The sequence below is a fragment of the Symmachiella dynata genome (genome assembly GCF_007747995.1).
Lineage (GTDB): Bacteria > Planctomycetota > Planctomycetia > Planctomycetales > Planctomycetaceae > Symmachiella > Symmachiella dynata.
Map to the genome: position 1 here is coordinate 6,962,218 of NZ_CP036276.1, position 15,995 is coordinate 6,978,212.

Annotated in this window: 15 protein-coding genes; 7 read left to right on the forward strand and 8 right to left on the reverse strand. The window is 56.2% G+C overall.

What is annotated here, in order from left to right:
• Nucleotides 1–32: 32 nt before the first annotated feature.
• The 4 genes from dapB to queC form a co-directional block, all read right to left on the reverse strand.
• A complete protein-coding gene (dapB, locus tag Mal52_RS26535) occupies nucleotides 33–833 on the reverse strand; it encodes a 4-hydroxy-tetrahydrodipicolinate reductase (protein ID WP_145379698.1) in 801 nt (266 codons plus the stop codon).
• A gap of 105 nt (nucleotides 834–938) precedes the next feature.
• Complete coding sequence (locus tag Mal52_RS26540; RefSeq protein WP_145379700.1) at nucleotides 939–2,711, reverse strand: sensor histidine kinase; 1,773 nt, start codon at nucleotides 2,709–2,711, stop codon at nucleotides 939–941.
• Nucleotides 2,712–2,908: 197 nt separating this feature from the next.
• A complete protein-coding gene (locus tag Mal52_RS26545; protein WP_145379702.1) occupies nucleotides 2,909–3,595 on the reverse strand; it encodes a 7-carboxy-7-deazaguanine synthase QueE in 687 nt (228 codons plus the stop codon).
• A 56-nt stretch (nucleotides 3,596–3,651) separates the two neighbouring features.
• Complete coding sequence (queC, locus tag Mal52_RS26550; RefSeq protein WP_420824961.1) at nucleotides 3,652–4,362, reverse strand: 7-cyano-7-deazaguanine synthase QueC; 711 nt, start codon at nucleotides 4,360–4,362, stop codon at nucleotides 3,652–3,654.
• Between the two features lie 381 nt (nucleotides 4,363–4,743).
• Here queC and Mal52_RS26555 point away from each other — a divergent pair, with 381 nt between their 5' ends.
• Nucleotides 4,744–5,229, forward strand: a complete 486-nt coding sequence (locus tag Mal52_RS26555; protein WP_145379706.1) for a hypothetical protein — start codon at nucleotides 4,744–4,746, stop codon at nucleotides 5,227–5,229.
• 44 nt (nucleotides 5,230–5,273) lie between these two features.
• Here Mal52_RS26555 and Mal52_RS26560 read toward each other — a convergent pair whose 3' ends face one another.
• Together Mal52_RS26560 and Mal52_RS26565 are read right to left on the reverse strand one after the other, a co-directional pair.
• Nucleotides 5,274–5,708: an ASCH domain-containing protein gene (locus Mal52_RS26560; RefSeq protein WP_145379708.1), complete on the reverse strand. Its 435-nt coding sequence runs from the start codon at nucleotides 5,706–5,708 to the stop codon at nucleotides 5,274–5,276.
• Between the two features lie 9 nt (nucleotides 5,709–5,717).
• Nucleotides 5,718–7,112 carry an MBL fold metallo-hydrolase gene (locus tag Mal52_RS26565; protein ID WP_145379710.1) on the reverse strand — a complete coding sequence of 465 codons (1,395 nt, stop codon included), beginning with the start codon at nucleotides 7,110–7,112 and terminating at the stop codon, nucleotides 5,718–5,720.
• Nucleotides 7,113–7,557: 445 nt separating this feature from the next.
• Here Mal52_RS26565 and Mal52_RS26570 point away from each other — a divergent pair, with 445 nt between their 5' ends.
• On the forward strand, nucleotides 7,558–8,631 hold the full coding sequence (locus tag Mal52_RS26570) for a carboxypeptidase-like regulatory domain-containing protein (protein ID WP_145379712.1): 1,074 nt from the start codon (nucleotides 7,558–7,560) through the stop codon (nucleotides 8,629–8,631).
• Nucleotides 8,632–9,008: 377 nt separating this feature from the next.
• Nucleotides 9,009–9,545 carry a hypothetical protein gene (locus Mal52_RS26575; protein ID WP_145379714.1) on the forward strand — a complete coding sequence of 179 codons (537 nt, stop codon included), beginning with the start codon at nucleotides 9,009–9,011 and terminating at the stop codon, nucleotides 9,543–9,545.
• Nucleotides 9,546–9,702: 157 nt separating this feature from the next.
• On the opposite strand, the gene Mal52_RS26580 is transcribed toward Mal52_RS26575, so the two are convergent.
• The gene (locus Mal52_RS26580) at nucleotides 9,703–11,322 is read right to left on the reverse strand and encodes a putative ABC exporter domain-containing protein (protein WP_145379716.1); all 1,620 of its coding nucleotides are present in this window, start codon (nucleotides 11,320–11,322) and stop codon (nucleotides 9,703–9,705) included.
• 165 nt (nucleotides 11,323–11,487) lie between these two features.
• The gene (locus tag Mal52_RS26585; RefSeq protein WP_197533495.1) at nucleotides 11,488–12,231 is read right to left on the reverse strand and encodes an ABC transporter ATP-binding protein; all 744 of its coding nucleotides are present in this window, start codon (nucleotides 12,229–12,231) and stop codon (nucleotides 11,488–11,490) included.
• 213 nt (nucleotides 12,232–12,444) lie between these two features.
• Here Mal52_RS26585 and Mal52_RS26590 point away from each other — a divergent pair, with 213 nt between their 5' ends.
• The 4 genes from Mal52_RS26590 to Mal52_RS26605 all read left to right on the forward strand — a co-directional run bounded on the left by Mal52_RS26590 (nucleotide 12,445) and on the right by Mal52_RS26605 (nucleotide 15,917).
• A complete protein-coding gene (locus Mal52_RS26590; protein ID WP_145379720.1) occupies nucleotides 12,445–13,062 on the forward strand; it encodes a Uma2 family endonuclease in 618 nt (205 codons plus the stop codon).
• 56 nt (nucleotides 13,063–13,118) lie between these two features.
• Nucleotides 13,119–13,535: a hypothetical protein gene (locus Mal52_RS26595; protein ID WP_145379722.1), complete on the forward strand. Its 417-nt coding sequence runs from the start codon at nucleotides 13,119–13,121 to the stop codon at nucleotides 13,533–13,535.
• Between the two features lie 143 nt (nucleotides 13,536–13,678).
• Nucleotides 13,679–14,575, forward strand: a complete 897-nt coding sequence (locus Mal52_RS26600; protein ID WP_145379724.1) for a TIGR01777 family oxidoreductase — start codon at nucleotides 13,679–13,681, stop codon at nucleotides 14,573–14,575.
• Nucleotides 14,576–14,747: 172 nt separating this feature from the next.
• Nucleotides 14,748–15,917, forward strand: coding sequence for an isocitrate/isopropylmalate dehydrogenase family protein (locus Mal52_RS26605; RefSeq protein ID WP_145379726.1), 1,170 nt, complete (start codon nucleotides 14,748–14,750; stop codon nucleotides 15,915–15,917).
• Nucleotides 15,918–15,995: the final 78 nt, after the last annotated feature.

The window sequence follows — 15,995 nt, forward strand, 5'->3', positions numbered from 1 at the left end:
TCCGGCCTAGGTCAGGAGCATTGCAATATCAGTCAAAGCCCCAACGCTTCCTCAATTGTGTACAACCCCGGCTCTTGCTCGCATAGATACCTAGCAGCAATCAACGCGCCATGGGCGTAACTGTCCCGTGTATGCCCCCGCACGGTCAAGTCGATGGTCTCTCCCATCATGCCGAACACAATCGTATGCTCGCCGACATTGTCCCCGGTGCGCAAGGCATGATATCCGATCTCAGATTGCGGCCGCCGACCCGGTTGTCCATGCCGGCCGTGCACGTGCTCAGTCTGTCCCATTTCGTCCGCGATGATCTGGCCGAATTTGAGAGCGGTCCCACTCGGAGCGTCTTCTTTAAATCGATGATGTCGCTCGATCACTTCCACATCGACTCCACTAGAGACCCCTTTTAAGACACGGGCCGCTTCTCGTGCCAACTTCATGGTGAGGTTGACCGCGATGCTCATATTCGGAGCCAACAACAACGGCGCCGTATGCGAGGCCGAGAGGACTTGGTCCCGCTGTGCGGCAGAGAGACCCGTTGTGGCCGCCACCAACGGAATTGCTCGTTCTCCACACAGCTTGGCAATCGCGACCAAGCCGGCAGGCAGCGAGAAATCGATCACGGCATCGACGCGCTCACCCAATTCACTCGTCACCGGCACACCGATGTGACCAACGCCCGCCAATTCACCGGCATCTGCGCCGAGATGCGGAGAGGCGGAATACTCCAGTGCTGCACCGACCTCCAAGCCGTTCTCCTCATGGACGAGTGCGACGACTCTCCGTCCCATCCTGCCGGCAGCTCCATTAACACCAATTTTCAGTGACTGCGTCATCCGTTCTATCCTTGGTTTTGTATTACATTCAAAAGCTGTGCAAGTGGCGCAAACTCGCAGATTTGCCGGGCAAACTCAAGCCAGCCCGCTAAGATTTCTCCGCTGCTACGAGCCTTCCGGCGGCGATCCAGCTTCCTTGCCGGCGATCTCCAACAAGCCGTAATCGACGCGGCGGAGCTTGGACAAGTCGATGGCTTGTTGGGCGCGGGATTCGTCCAATTGGTCCGGTTGGTCCGCGAGATGCGTCGGCACCGTCACAGTAAATGTGCTCCCCTTGCCCAATTCGCTCAACAGCGACACTTCGCCCCCCAGCAACTTCGAGAGCTCCTTAACAATCGAAAGCCCCAATCCGGTTCCCGCGAATTCTCGCGTGAGCGCATTGTTCGCACCGGGCGCGGTGTTGCCCTGGCGAAACTTTTCGAAGATCGTTTCTTGATCCTCCAACGGAATCCCCACGCCGGTATCGTCGACCGTCAATTCCAATTGGTCGTTATCGGTCGCTGTCACCGCGATCCGCACGCGGCCCCCTTCGGGAGTGAACTTAATAGCATTGGAGAGCAAATTGTAGATGATCTGCTGCAATTTCCCCGGATCTTGACGCAGAACCGGCAAGCGCGGATCGACCTCGTAGTTCAGCGAGATGTTCTTCTTCTCCGCCAACGGGCTGAGCATGCCCACGAGCCGTTCAATCGTCTCGTCGATCGGAAAATCGGCGAGATGCAATTCCATTTTCCCACTCTCGATTTTCGCGAGGTCCAAAATGTCATTGATCATCGCCAACAAATCTTTGCCGGCGCTTTGAATATTGTGCAGATAACGCTTCTGCTTCTCGTTGATGTTCGCCGACCCGGTCAATACGTCGCTGAAGCCCAGAATACTGTTGAGCGGCGTTCGCAGTTCATGGCTCATTGTGGTCAAGAAATCGTTTTTGAGGTTGTTCATCTCGAACAGCCGCATGTTCACTTGCGCTAATTCGTCAACCTTGGCGTCCAGACTGCCGTTGACGTGCCGCAGTTCCTCTTGCACCGCCACCAGATGCCGCAACATGCGGTTGAAAGCATGACTCAGTTCCTCAAACTCATCCCCCGTGCGGATGTCCGCTCGCAAATCAAGCATGCCGCGGGCGATTTGGTCACTGACATCCTTAAGGTGCAACACCGGTTTCACGATGACGTACCGCACGATGGCATAGGCCGCCACCATGGCCAAAAAGGCGGTCGCGATGGCGGTCGCCAACAAGATGGCATCGTTCTCGGCCAGCTTCTTTTCGGTTTGATGTGCCGGAAAGGTGATCTCCACCATGCCCAACAAATCACCCTCTTGCTTGTCCGCATGTTGATGGCAGGCGATGCAGGCCGTGGTTGCACGGACAGCACCATAAAACTTGTAAGCGCTATTGGCGTCGCTTCGGTGAACGTTGGCTGCATCCTTATTCTGCAACAAATACGTCATCGCCTGGTGCCCTTTGAAATCCTTGGGGCGCTCCGTATCCTGCACATCCGGTGACCGCACCGCCCAGGTCAGATCCGTCGAAAACTCAGGCACCTTCACCTTGTGTATCGCATCACTTGGCAGTGCTTGGTCTAGCTCCGTCTCGTCGTCCGGTCCAGGCTGCTCGTTGGATTCCGCCTCTTTGTCCGACTCGGATTCTTTGGCTTCCTTTTGCTTCACCCAAACCGGGTGCTCATAGGTCATGATTGTCTGGGTCAGCATTTCGCCCGTGATTTCATGCTGCTCATACAACAGATTCGCCGTGCGATGGCCGTAAAACGCGAAACTGCCCACGATCAGAATCAACAGACCGCCCCCAAACAAGAAACGGCACTTCCGTTCCAAGCTGGTTTCCCCGAGCAGACGTTTGAAAGTTCGGTAAGACATAAAACCATTTCGCGGTCAAAAAATAACGGCAACCGACCCGCTCAGCATTCTATAAGATTTCCACACCCCTGGGCAGAGCGATTCTTAGAAGGCTTGAGGCAACAGGCCCGAGGGTACAGGCAAATTTTTCTGCCTACTGCCTACTGCCTACTGCCTACTGCCTACTGCCTACTGCCTACTGCCTACTGCCTACTGAATCACTTCCCCCGCACATTCCCATACAGCTCAATGTGCAGCCGCGAGGTAAACTGGTAGCCCCGCTGTCCCGCTGCCGCTTCGACCCATGGCGACTTCTCTGTTAAAGCCTCAGCTGTGACCGCTTGCGGCATCAGCCAGACATGGCGGGACTCCGCTTCGGGAATCTCCGCCAAATACGCCTCCACCTCGTCAAGATCATTGGGGTGATCGATTACGAATTTGAACTGGTAATCATAGTCCCGCAACAACCGGCGAATGACTTGCGGACGATGTCGGTCGCGCTCGTGTCGCGCCCGCCATTCCCCGGCCTGTTCCAGGCTGGGCACGGAGTTTGAGAGTTTGGGACTGATCGACATCAAATCCGCCTGCAGCAACAAATCGACCGTCCCGGCCGTCTCCACCGTGATGAATTTTCCTTGTTCACGCAGTGCCGCCGCCAACGGCTGGACCTCGGCCTGCAGCATCGGCTCTCCCCCGGTGATCACCACATGCGTGCAATCGTATTGCAGAACGTCCTCCACAATCGCATCCCACGAGCGATTCTCCCCTTCCGGATTCCACGAGGTATACGGGGTATCGCAAAACCAACACCGCAGATTGCATCCGGAGGTGCGCACAAAAACCGACGGCTCGCCACTGTAGCGGCCTTCGCCTTGCACGGAATGAAAAATCTCGGATATCTGCACAGTGGTCTCGTCAAACGATCTGGTGAAAACAGAATAGAAAAGCCGCGCTCAGCATTTCAGCCTTGCGCCGGATAGGTCAGCGGATCTTCCAACCCCGCATCGTGGAAACCCTTCAACCGCAACAGGCAAGCATCACACTGCCCGCAAGGCAGACCCGTGTCGCTGGGATCGTAACAACTGATGGTCAAACCGTAATCCACACCCAGCTCCCGGCCGCGGCGAATGATCTCCGACTTGGTCAGATCGATCAGCGGCGTATGAATCCGCCAAACCCCATCCCCTTCGACCCCCGCTTTGGTCGCCAGGTTCGCTAAATGCTGAAATGCGTCCACAAACTGCGGCCGACAATCCGGGTAGCCACTGTAGTCAACGGCGTTCACCCCCAAAAAAATATCAAACGCCCCCAACGTCTCCGCCCAGCCGAGCGCCAATGACAGGAACAACGTATTCCGCGCGGGGACATACGTCACCGGGATGCCGCCGCCGATCTCTTCCACAGCGGAATGCTTGGGCACCGGCGTCGCCGAAGTCAACGCCGACCCGCCAATCGCCCGCAAATCCAACGGTAAGACCAAGTGACGCGACGCACCAAACGCCGCAGCGACCCGCGCCGCCGCCTGCAATTCTTGCGCATGCCGTTGACCGTAATCAATCGTCAACGCAAACAGCTCAAACCCAGCCTCACGCGCAATCGCCAGCACGGTGGACGAATCCAACCCGCCACTAACAAGCACAACCGCCGGTTTTCCGGAAGTGGACATAACAATTCTGGTGTTTCATAGAGACAAAAAAACCCGGCAATCCGCCCCCAGCGGCGGGCCAACGGTCGAGTTTAGCAGATCGGTATAGGGTCTGTCATTTGCAGCGACAAGTGAGGCGTAAGCGGGGGCAGGCCTGCCCCAACGGCCCATTTCCACCACGAAGCTCCCTTTGCCAGCCGCAACAGCCCCGATAAGCTGAACGAGCTATACCAGGTGATTCATCGGCAGCATCATCGAAGGCAAGTTGGAACCATTCTGACGTAGGATGCGTCGCGACGCACCTTTCTGTGTAGGACGGGAGACATGACCAACTAAACAGGCGCTGCAAGGCAGATTTCGGTCCGTTTAGGGAACTATCATACCCGGTCATAATCATTCGGATTCACTATGTCGAAAACCTTGTTCGTAGAATATCGCAATGCCGGTTTCTGGGCCTCGGATGTCGCCGCTTCCGTGTTCCTCAAGTTCCTTATTGAGGTGGCTAATGAGCACATCTTGCAGAACCAGGATGAGTGGCTGAACGATGACATCGCTCACTGGCGTTTCAATGCAGGTGTCTCGGACTGCGGGCTCCACCTCAATAACGAATGGAAACCGTCACAGACCGAGGTGGTCATCGTACTTTGTCGCAATGCCGTAAAACGGATACGTGAAAACGGAGATATTCCAGCTAGCGAAGTCGCCACGTGGCGATTGTTTAATGATCTAGAAGTTTGTACGCGAGGCTTTGATCCCATTCCGTGTGAACCGGTGGCCCGGCTTGGTGATGCGGTCGCGGATTTGCTTAACAACACACTTCCAGTAGCACCACATGGGCATTGGTGGTTTTATACGCTCGATAATGAAGTGAAAACGATCGCCAAAAAGCAATGAACAATCCCCGTAGAAACGGACAACAGGCTTTGGGGACCACAGAATCACCCGCGCCGCCGCCACGGATAAAACCAAACCCCATACGGCAAAAACAACACCTCTAACGGCTCCGCAAACCGCACCGGGTCGCGCAGTTCCCAGGCGTATTGCCCATCCAACATCGCGCCGGGCACACAGGCCGCCGTCGCATCCCGCTTGCGGATCGGACGCGTGTTGTGCAATTCGACGCTCCCCACGACCACGCCGCGGGGCAGGGGGGTGACATCCAGATCATGCCGCTTTGCTGCGGCGAGTGCAGGCGGTGTTTCGGCCAGTTTCTTGGAGGCGTACAAATATATCCGCCCCCGCTTCCGGGTGTTCACTGTGCGGACTTCGATCGTTTTGATGCCCTGCAGGATCAATTCCACCCAGGGCTGACGAATCCCTACGGTGATTTGGTCGGGATCGGGGTGCGGCTTGTCGGTGGGTGGGACGGACACGGCGAGCGGTTAGACCTCGAACGATTCAAACTGCTGGGGAATGATTGGATCCTCGTCGCAATAGTCTCGCAGGATTGTCGCTAGACTTTGCGAGGACTCCGGTTCGCCATGCACCAAAAACGCCTGACGCACGCCGCCGCGCGATGCCAATTGGTCGTACCACCACTTAAAATCCTCGACATCGGCATGCGCCGACAGACCATTGAGTGTCTTGACCTGCGCCTTGAGTTTGTAGTGGCGGTTGAAGATGCTGACCTTCTCGCGCCGCTCCACAATCCGCCGCCCGAGCGTATGCGCCGCTTGAAAACCGATGATCACAATTCGGTTCTTGGGATCCTCGACCGAGTTTTTCAGGTGATGCACCACCCGCCCGTTTTCGCACATCCCGCTGGCGGCGATCACCACAAACGGCCCCTTGCGACGATTGAGCGCCATGCTCTCCTGCCGGTTGCCAATGTACGTCAGCCCATGAAACCCAAACGCGTCCGCATCGGTCATCAACGTCGACTGCACATCAGCATCCAACAACTCCGCATGCCGCCGATAAACCGATGTCAACCGATTCGACAACGGACTATCGACAAACACCGGCACCTCGGGCAGCAGGCCTTCGTTGGTCAGTTGATTCAAAAAATAAACCACCCGCTGCGTGCGTCCCAAGCTAAACGCCGGGATGATCACTTTCCCCCCCTCATGGACCGCCTCTTGGATCACCTCCAACAGCGCCTGTTTCAAATCCGCCGCCGGGGGATGCACACGATTGCCGTAGGTCGATTCCGATATCAAAATGTCACAACCATCGACCGGTTGCGGGTCGTGCAACAACGGCAAATTCCGCCGGCCCAAGTCACCGGTGAAGACCAACCGCCGCGTCCGTGCGCGTTCTTTGAATTCCAATTCGCAGATCGCCGACCCGAGAATGTGCCCCGCTTCGACGAACCGCAATCGCAGCGCCGGATTCAGCGTAAACCATTCGTTGTACGGCATCGGCTCCATCAATTGCACGACGGCGCGGACGTCCTCTTCGTCGTACAACGGTTCAGGTGGAACTTGACCTCGCTCCAAATGCCGCGCGAGATATTTCGCATCCTCGGCCTGAATCCGCGCCGAATCCAACAGCATGATGTCGGCTACATCGGCGGTCGGATCGGTGCAAAACACCGGCCCACGAAACCCCGCGCGATACAGCCCCGGCAGGTTCCCGCAGTGGTCAATGTGTGCATGCGAAAGAATCACCGCATCCAAATTGGGAGGATCACAGCGAAACGTCTCATTCTTCCGTCGCGACTCCGCACGACGTCCTTGAAAGAAACCGCAATCCAATAACACGCGCAGGTCACCGAACTCCAACAAATGCTGGCTCCCCGTGACCTCTCCGGCCGCACCACAAAAAGTGATCTTCAAGCTGTCACCTCCCTGTTCGATTGCCGATCCTAAGACGGCCAAGCGCCGCTGCCTCCGATATATCAACTTCAACACCCGCACGCCATTGTAATGCCCCCATCTTTCTCCCCTCTCACCTTGGGAGAGGGGCCCGGGGTGAGGGCTCCCCACCAGACGGGTGGCCGCGATAGCTTCGCTATCGGGGCGGGCGCAGCCCGCAAGAAGCCGCAATTTCTGCGCTCAAAAACGAGCAGAGCCTCGACAGCAAGGACAGCTGAAACTGCGGCGTCTTGTGCCAACGGCACACCGATTGCCGTTGGCAATCGCTGCCACCCGATGCGTGTCTTTTTGAGATAACGCAGGTCACTCAAACCGAATCATATTGTTCAATCCAGTCGGTTGTCATACAACACCGCTGCTCTTGAAAGCTCCTCCCCGAATAGCCCGCAATCTGGGACTGATGATCATGAACGCAGCTCGAATCCAAACCAAGTTAGTACTCATTAGCTTTGTCAGTTGCGCGATCACGATGGCGACCTCTTCGGCATCAGCCGACGAACCGAGCACATCACCGCAGATTTTCCTTGCAAAAGAAGAGAAAAATCCTGAAGCGCAGATCAAGCTGTCGGGACTCGTTCGGACCGCCGATAGGAAACCAGTTCCAGTCGGCACACGACTGAAATATTGCTCGATCTACACCTTTCGCCGCAAAGGGACGACAGGAATCACTCAAGCGATGTGGGGAAATCTCGGCTGGCGCCTTGGCCCCAACGGCCGGTTTTCCGGAGCTCCCTTCTACGGGCACGCAGAAGGTGACACTTTGACGCGCGTCAAATATTATTTAACTGCGTCGGCGCCAGGATATGCCCCCAGTTGGATTGGTCCACTCAAAGCGAAACCTGGAGATTCGCTTGATGATTTGGACATCGTCCTCAAGCTAGGCTTCGAAGGGCGGTTGAAACTGACCGATTCGGATGGAAAGCCAATAGTTGGTGTAAACCTTGAGATGAGCTACGCGGGTAAACAATGTCCGCTGTTGGGCAAGCTGAAAAGTGGTGATGATGGAATGGTGATTATCCCCGACTGCGCTCAAGCTTCCATTGATGTCTCTATACGCCATCCGGGATTTCAACCGTCCCGTTTCAAAGTTTTGCTATCGCCCAACAAAGACCTACAGCATGAACTTCTATCCGCTCGTCCAACCACCGGACTTGTAGTGTCAAGTGAGACAGGTGAACCAATCCCTGGAGCGAAAATACAAATTCTTGAAGAACAATTCGTTTATCCGGTGTTGTTTGGACTATCTCACGTTACATGTCCCCACGAATACCATTTTGGAGACGGTCCGATCGTCGGAAGCAGTGATCAACAAGGTCGATTCACAATCGATACCTTCATTGATGACCTCGACTATAAATTGGCAGTGATAGCTCCAGGCTACAAAAACGGTCGGCTCATCAAAATTCAAAGTGGACAAAAGGATCTTCGAGTGGAACTTGAGCTAGCTCCTGAAGAGGAATCGTCCAATAACGGCCTTTAATGCGGAAAGCCCCCCGGCGGAGCCGAAGGCTGAGGGTCGTAAATTGAACACATCCGGGGCGTGTCCCCTAAGATTCGCCGCGCCGTAAGTCCTTATGAGATAACGCCTCACGAAATCCCCCTTTGAACGGAATGCGATTTCGCATAAAATTCATCGAGTACCGAGCCAGCGTCCCACCACGGACGACCACTGCCTAAAGTCTTCGAAAAAAGACGACAGTGACGCCGTACATCACCTATAATTGAAACAGACGAAACAGCACATCGCGTTTAGACATTCCACGCTGTTACCACAATCCACGCCGAATCCAGAAATCTTCATTGCGAAGATCTTGGGAAGTGAGTCCGTCCGTAATGTAGCCATTCAAAGGAGAAGTGATGGTCGCTCCGATCAGTGGGGAGAATTCCCTGGACCGCCTGTTTGCCGCTCTCACCGAGCACACGTTCCAGAACGATCTGGGCATCGCCGATCCTCCGCTGATTGACTACCTCTCCAAGTTGCTGCTCCGTTTCATCCGCACCGACGCCATGTACCGCGTCCGTGACGTCGAAGGCAACTGCCTGAACGAAGTGGTCGACATGCTGGCCGAAGCGGAGGCCCGCCAAGCCAAACCACAACGGGAAGCCTTCCGCCACATCGGCGACTACACTCTCTTCTGGACCGGGGTCTACCCTGAAGCTCTGCCGAGATTTCAAGGCGCCAGTTCCAAAGATCAATTGATCGACTACTGCGCACAGGGCAAACGCTCCTACTTCATCGCTAGCACATTCGATGACGAACCGTATCGCGACGAAGCCCCCATCTTGCGACGGCTCAGCGAAGAGTTCGAACTCTGCATGACCGGCCTGCACCAAGTCCGCGCCGAATGGGAAAACCTACCTCACGAACATCAAAACGACGCCGGCCAAAATTAGCCACACCACCGATCAGTGAACGCAACAATTTCCCCCTCTCCCTCTGGGAGAGGGCCGGGGTGAGGGTTTCCGCACAGCACTTGCGGCTTCACCGTCAAGCGAGTCTCGCATGATGGGACACCGGAGGTCCTGGGGAACGCATCACAACAACCCCCGCTCAACTCGCCAACGATCGCGAGACATCGAACCGCTGAAATGCCCACGCCACCAGCGGCAAAATACCGGCCACGCCGAGCATCAGCAGGCACCAGGCGACGATCAATCCGGCCGCCGTTGATTTTCCTAACAGCACATACGCCGCGACTCCGCCGGCCGTTGCGAAACCGACGATCACAGCCAGGAACAGCATCTTGGCCATCATCATCATCATTTGCCGGCCGAAGTGTTGAAAGTCTCCCGGCGTACTAGCGGCAATCCGGACCGGATAGATCAAAAACGTCACGTTCTCCACGCCGTACAACAACACATTCAGCGGCACGACGAATACGCCTGCCAATCCGGCGACAAGCACATTGCCCGTGATGACCGCCACTACCACGAACAACACCAACTGCAACAGCGTGACCAAAATGATCGGCGCCGCCAACTCTCCGGCGGCGATAGCAATCGGCCGCAGCGGCAACTGCTTGAGCAATTCCATCTGTTCCAAATCGCCGCGAAAATCAAACGGGAACAGCGACGAAAAAATAAAGGTGCAATACACCGAAGCCCCTACCAGCACCCCCACCAGGTTTTCGCCTTCCATCTTGTGCACCAAAAACAGCACGACCCCGCCACCCGCGAAAATCATGATCAGCGGAACCCACATCGAGCTGCGTAAAGCTTTGGTAAATTGACGCCGCGCAATGGTCCCCACTCCACCCAAACGCGGGAATTGGGGAAGCCGGCGACGGACGGATCCCTCGCTGGCGGTGAACTTAAAGTTCCCGCTCCGCATCCGCTGCATCCGTTGGTACACCGCTTGACTGCCAGCGACCGAGGACTCCAAATAATTCGCGTCCAATTGCACGATAAGCAGCACCAACGCGGCATTGATCGCCGCCGCGGCACTGGCCCACAGGACGAAATCTGGAAACACATGCTCCGCGGCCATCACGCGACCATAGATATCAAAGGGCGCCAATAACACGACGCCCGCCGTTGTCTGCCGGACGGCGTTGACATAATCCTGCGGTCGATCCCCTTGCCGCGCCTCTAAGCCATTCCACACGGCAATGGCCAGCACGACTCCCACTGCCAACAGAATCAATTTCCGCGACAATGACACACCGTGCTCAGACAGCGTTTGTACCACCAACACAAAGGCGATCTGCAACAACTGCACAAAACAGATGGCCAAGAACAACCCCGCTATCACAAACCACCACGACACGGCGTAGCGAGTTGTCCATGTTGAAAAGAGGAGCGATAGAAAAACCGCCCCCACCACGTTGCCGGCGATCTTGTAATACAACAACTCGCGACGGGCGAACGGCCCGGCAAACAAAAAGTCCACCTCCGCCGGCCAAAAATGAATCGCCTGCAATTTCGCGCTGGAGTTCAAACTCAACAGCGTAAAGCCCAACAGAAACACCGGCACCATGGTCCGTAGTAACTCGGTTTGCGGCTCGTGCGGCGTACTCAACAGCACAAACACGTTGGACCCCAGCATCAGGACCAACATCATCGCGCCGCAACAAAACGTAATCGCTCCGCGAACCGACTTCAGGCCGCTCAACGTCCGCCGCAAATTCGCGCGATACCGCAACCGCAGCAATTTCCATAACGCCGGATGCATGAGGGGGGGACCTTTTTAGGCGACAGGCTTGAGGTTACAGGCTACAGGGCTGGCTCAACAAAGTCGACAGGCATGGAACGCCACCTGGGATATGAATAGCCATTGAAAACTCCACCGACAATCCAATCGTGATACAACTCATCGACAAACCTCAAGCCTCGCCCCTCAAGCCTCCGTCTGCGTTCGTGTGCCTTCGGTTGCATGAAAGAACACGTCCTCAAGCGACGCTTCACCACCCAACTCTTCGTAAGCCGAACGCGCTTCAGCGATGGTTCCGAAAAACAACTGGTTGCCCGAACTGAGAATCAACACGTGCGTGCACAAGCCTTCCACCAACGACATCAAGTGCGAACTCACTAGTATTGCCGCCCCCGCTGCGGCGCGCTGCTTGATCGACTCCCGCATGATGCGGATGCCCCGCGGATCTAAACCAGTCAACGGCTCGTCAAGCAGGATCGCCCGCGGATTGTGCAGATAGGCGCAGGCAATGGCCAGTTTTTGCCGCATGCCCCGCGACAGCCCGTGCGCGAACGCGTCTCGTTTTTCGGTCAGCTCGAATTGCTCCAGCAGTGCTGCTCCCGCGGTTTCCAAATCAGCAACCTCATAGGCCGAAGCAATGAACTCCAAATGCTCCCAAACCGACAATGCATCGAATAAGTGCGGATCGTCCGGGACATACGCAAGCTCCCGTTTGGCAGCAACGGGGGTTTCCACAACGTCATTCCCGGCAATCAACAGCCTGCCGTGCGTCGGCGGCAAGATTCCGGCAATCGCCCGCATCGTGGTGGTCTTCCCCGCACCGTTGGGACCGACCAATCCCAGTATGTGCCCCGGCTCAACGTCGAACGACAGTCCACGTACCGCCACCGTTTTTTCGTAGGTCTTGTGGAAATCCCTGACCGAAATCACTTGCATCTGCCTTTAACGACGTGGAAAACTCGCCCCGCTTGGTCCCTCAATCACGGTGCATCATAGGCCCCCCCCGCCGCCGAGACAATCGGAGCCAATCCCCGTTGACACGATCTGAGCCACAATATCGGGGAAAAAGTCTTCGAAGCGGCCCGAATAGCGCGTACAATAAGGCCAGCAGTCCACCCGAATTATTAATGGGAAGCAGCACGCATGAGTATTGCTGAGAACCAGGAAACACGTCGTCTCGGTCCAGAGTTGAATGGGATCGCCATGACCGTCGAAGAATTCGACGTCGTCGCGGAATCAGACGATTTGTACCAATACGAACTGATTCATGGAGTGCTCATTGTGAATCCAATCCCATCTGAACAGGAACGTGATCCTAACGGCGAACTGGAGTATCTGCTGAGAGCCTACCGCTACAATCATCCCCAGGGTGGCAATCTTGATGCGACGCTTTCCGAAGAATACGTTCATACATCGGCAGGTCGTCGAATTGCCGATCGCGTTATCTGGGCTGGCTTAGGACGGGTACCCGATCCACGGACTGATGTGCCCACAATCGTCGTGGAATTCATTTCCCACGGACGGCGCAACTGGTTGCGGGACTATATTGATAAGCGGGACGAATACCTCGCGCTTGGCGTCCAGGAGTATTGGATCTTCGACCGCTTCCGCCGCACATTGACTGTCTATCGCCAAACCGAGCAGGGCGTCGCCGAACAAATTGTGCCGGAAGCGAAAACCTATCGCAGCGACATTCTGCCCGGCTTTGAGCTTCCCATCGCACGTGTATTCGCCGCTGCCGACCGTTGGGGAAAAGACTAACACACCCGCAATAACCGCTGTTTTTACCTCGATGGTCTCACGCCCCGGATGCTCCCATGTTGGTAACTTGTCCTCATTGCGAAACACAGTTTACCCCCACAGCCAGATCTTGCCCCGCGTGCGGCGACTACCAACCACCGTTGGCATCCACCGCCGATTACGAAACCAATCAGGCTGAACTCGAAATCTCCGGCGGCACATCCGTGCTTTGCGTGCATCAACGACTCGTCGACAAAGGCTTCAGTGAAATCGTCGCCGACGACATCATCACCTCCGCGCGCCGTAATGTCCGCCGCGCAAATCGTCGCACCGGCGGGTACCGCATTCTTGCTGGTGCCGGTTTATTGGCCGGGGCAGGCTTGTTGGCGTTGGTTAGCCGCGGCGCAATTGTCGTGTTTAGCATCCTTGCCATTGGATTAGCATTGTTTGTTGCCGGCATGATTCAATATGTCAGCGGCGCGAATCTTGACTAAGTGGTCGGTTTTGCCTTGTTGTCTAGCATTCTAGACATCATGATGGGACCCAGCGGTTAATCTTTGCCGCCCTTTCTCGGTTCATATCATTCATCGCACGATCTCAGCGCTTCCCGTCGGCACGTACAGGAGACGTTAGTCCAATGAAAGTCTTGGTATCCGGAGCGAGCGGACTTGTGGGAGGGGCGGTTGTTCAGGCATTTCTGGACGCTGGACACGACGTCTCTCGACTCGTCCGCCGCCGCATTTCGGTTTCTGAAAATGATCATTTCTGGGACCCAGCCGCCGGCAAATTAGATCCCGTCGCGCTTCAGGGCGTCGACGTGATGATTCACCTGGGAGGCGACAATATCGCCGACGGACGTTGGACCCCCGAGAAAAAGGAACGCATCCGCGACAGCCGCCTCGAGAGTACGCGATTGCTCGCCGAAACCGCTGCAAAGCTTGAGCATCCTCCTAAGACATTCCTGTGCGCCTCAGCGATTGGCTTCTACGGTGACCGCGGGAATGAAACCTTGGACGAAGGGAGTACTCCCGGGACTGGGTATTTACCTGAGGTCTGCCAGGACTGGGAGGCCGCCTGCCAACCTGCACGCGACAAAGGAATCCGTGTCGTCAACCTCCGCTTTGGTATGATCCTCAGCCCCGATGGCGGCCCGCTGGCCAAAATGCTCACGCCATTCAAAATGGGCGTCGGCGGCAAAGTCGGCACCGGCGAACAATACTACAGTTGGGTCTCCTTGCACGATGTGGTCCGGGCGATGGAGTTTATCATCGATGTCCCCAGCTTAGAGGGACCGGTCAATATCGTGACGCCCAATCCGGTCACCAACTTGAAGTTCACCAAGACACTCGGTGCTGTCCTTTCACGGCCGACCGTGCTACCCATGCCCGCCTTCGCCGCCCGGTTGGCTTTCGGGGAAATGGCCGACGGGTTATTGCTGGCCAGTGCCCGCGTGATTCCCGACAAACTCCGCGATGCCGCGTTTACTTTTGAACACGATCAGCTCGGAAATTGCCTGCAAGCATTGCTCAAATAGCCGATCGCTGACCGGAAATTCGGTCGTGAATTCCCGGGAAACGCTTAGTTGAAAACGGACTTGCGTTCTGCTACCGTTTCTAATCGCATGTAAAGCGCTGACTCCCCGCGCGGAATCGGCGCAAGTTCTTACTCAATTTCAGGTTCCATCGGACCGCACAGGCAGGTTTTTTATGTACAAGGTGACGTTGATTCCCGGAGACGGGGTAGGTCCTGAAATTGCCGAAGCCACGCGAAAATGCGTCGATGCCACCGGCGTGAAAATTGACTGGGATTTCCAGGAGTGCGGGATTGAAGTCATCGAAGCCGAGGGCAAAGTCCCCGACCGCGTGATGGAATCGATCCGGGCTAACAAAATCGCTCTCAAAGCCCCGATCACGACCCCCATCGGCAAAGGCTTTCGCAGCGTCAACGTCTTCCTGCGACAAGAACTCGGCCTGTACGCCTGTGTTCGCCCCTGCAAAACCTACAAGGGTGTGCGAACCTACTTCGAAGATTCCAACGTCGACTTAGTGCTCGTCCGTGAAAACACCGAAGACCTCTACGCGGGCGTCGAATTCCAAGCTGGTGAGGAACGGACCGCGCAATTGATCGCCAAGATCAACGAAGTCGCCACCGGACGAACAATCGATACCGGCAGCGACACCACTGGTGTGAGCATCAAGCCGATCTCCATCGAAGGCACGCGACGGATCGCCGACTACGCCTTCCAATACGCCGTCGACAACAAACGCAAGATCGTCTCGTCGGTCTGCAAAGCTAACATCATGAAATTCACCGATGGGCTGTGGTACGACGAAACCCGCGCAGTGGCGTTGGCCTATGGCGCAAAATTCGAATGGCCCGATTTGGCCGAAGGTGTCCAGCCCGACCCCGCTCTTGTCGGCAATGTCAGCGATACCAACGGCGAAATCGAATACAACGAGCGCCTGATCGACAATATGTGCATGCAGTTGGTGCAAAAACCGGAACTGTATGACGTGATCGTCACCGAAAACCTGTACGGCGATATCCTCAGCGACCTGTGCGCCGGACTCGTCGGCGGACTGGGTGTCGCCCCGGGAGCCAACATCGGCACCGAAGCCGCCATGTTCGAAGCCACGCACGGCAGTGCTCCCAAGTACAAAGGCCAAAACAAGGTCAACCCGGTTGCCTTGATCCTCTCCGGCAAAATGATGTTGAACCACCTCGGCGAGCACGAAGCCGCCGCCAAGTTGGACAACGCTGTCGCCGAAGTGATCGCCGAAGGCAAAGACGTGACCTACGACATGAAACCCGACCGCAACGATCCCTCAGCTGTCGGCACCCAAGAAATGGCCGAAGCCATCTGCCGCCGCATGTAGTCGTCGGCAGAAAAAGAGTGGCCGGTGGTCAGTGGCCGGTGGCCAGAATCAGTTTCAAAACCCGGTTGCGCTTGTTCC

Excerpts from the sequence above, each read along its gene's own strand:
- dapB (WP_145379698.1), bottom strand. The coding sequence starts at position 833 with ATGACGCAGTCACTGAAAATTGGTGTTAATGGAGCTGCCGGCAGGATG.
- Mal52_RS26540 (WP_145379700.1), bottom strand. The coding sequence starts at position 2,711 with ATGTCTTACCGAACTTTCAAACGTCTGCTCGGGGAAACCAGCTTGGAA.
- Mal52_RS26555 (WP_145379706.1), top strand. The coding sequence starts at position 4,744 with ATGTCGAAAACCTTGTTCGTAGAATATCGCAATGCCGGTTTCTGGGCC.
- Mal52_RS26570 (WP_145379712.1), top strand. The coding sequence starts at position 7,558 with ATGAACGCAGCTCGAATCCAAACCAAGTTAGTACTCATTAGCTTTGTC.
- Mal52_RS26575 (WP_145379714.1), top strand. The coding sequence starts at position 9,009 with ATGGTCGCTCCGATCAGTGGGGAGAATTCCCTGGACCGCCTGTTTGCC.
- Mal52_RS26580 (WP_145379716.1), bottom strand. The coding sequence starts at position 11,322 with ATGCATCCGGCGTTATGGAAATTGCTGCGGTTGCGGTATCGCGCGAAT.
- Mal52_RS26590 (WP_145379720.1), top strand. The coding sequence starts at position 12,445 with ATGAGTATTGCTGAGAACCAGGAAACACGTCGTCTCGGTCCAGAGTTG.
- Mal52_RS26595 (WP_145379722.1), top strand. The coding sequence starts at position 13,119 with ATGTTGGTAACTTGTCCTCATTGCGAAACACAGTTTACCCCCACAGCC.
- Mal52_RS26600 (WP_145379724.1), top strand. The coding sequence starts at position 13,679 with ATGAAAGTCTTGGTATCCGGAGCGAGCGGACTTGTGGGAGGGGCGGTT.
- Mal52_RS26605 (WP_145379726.1), top strand. The coding sequence starts at position 14,748 with ATGTACAAGGTGACGTTGATTCCCGGAGACGGGGTAGGTCCTGAAATT.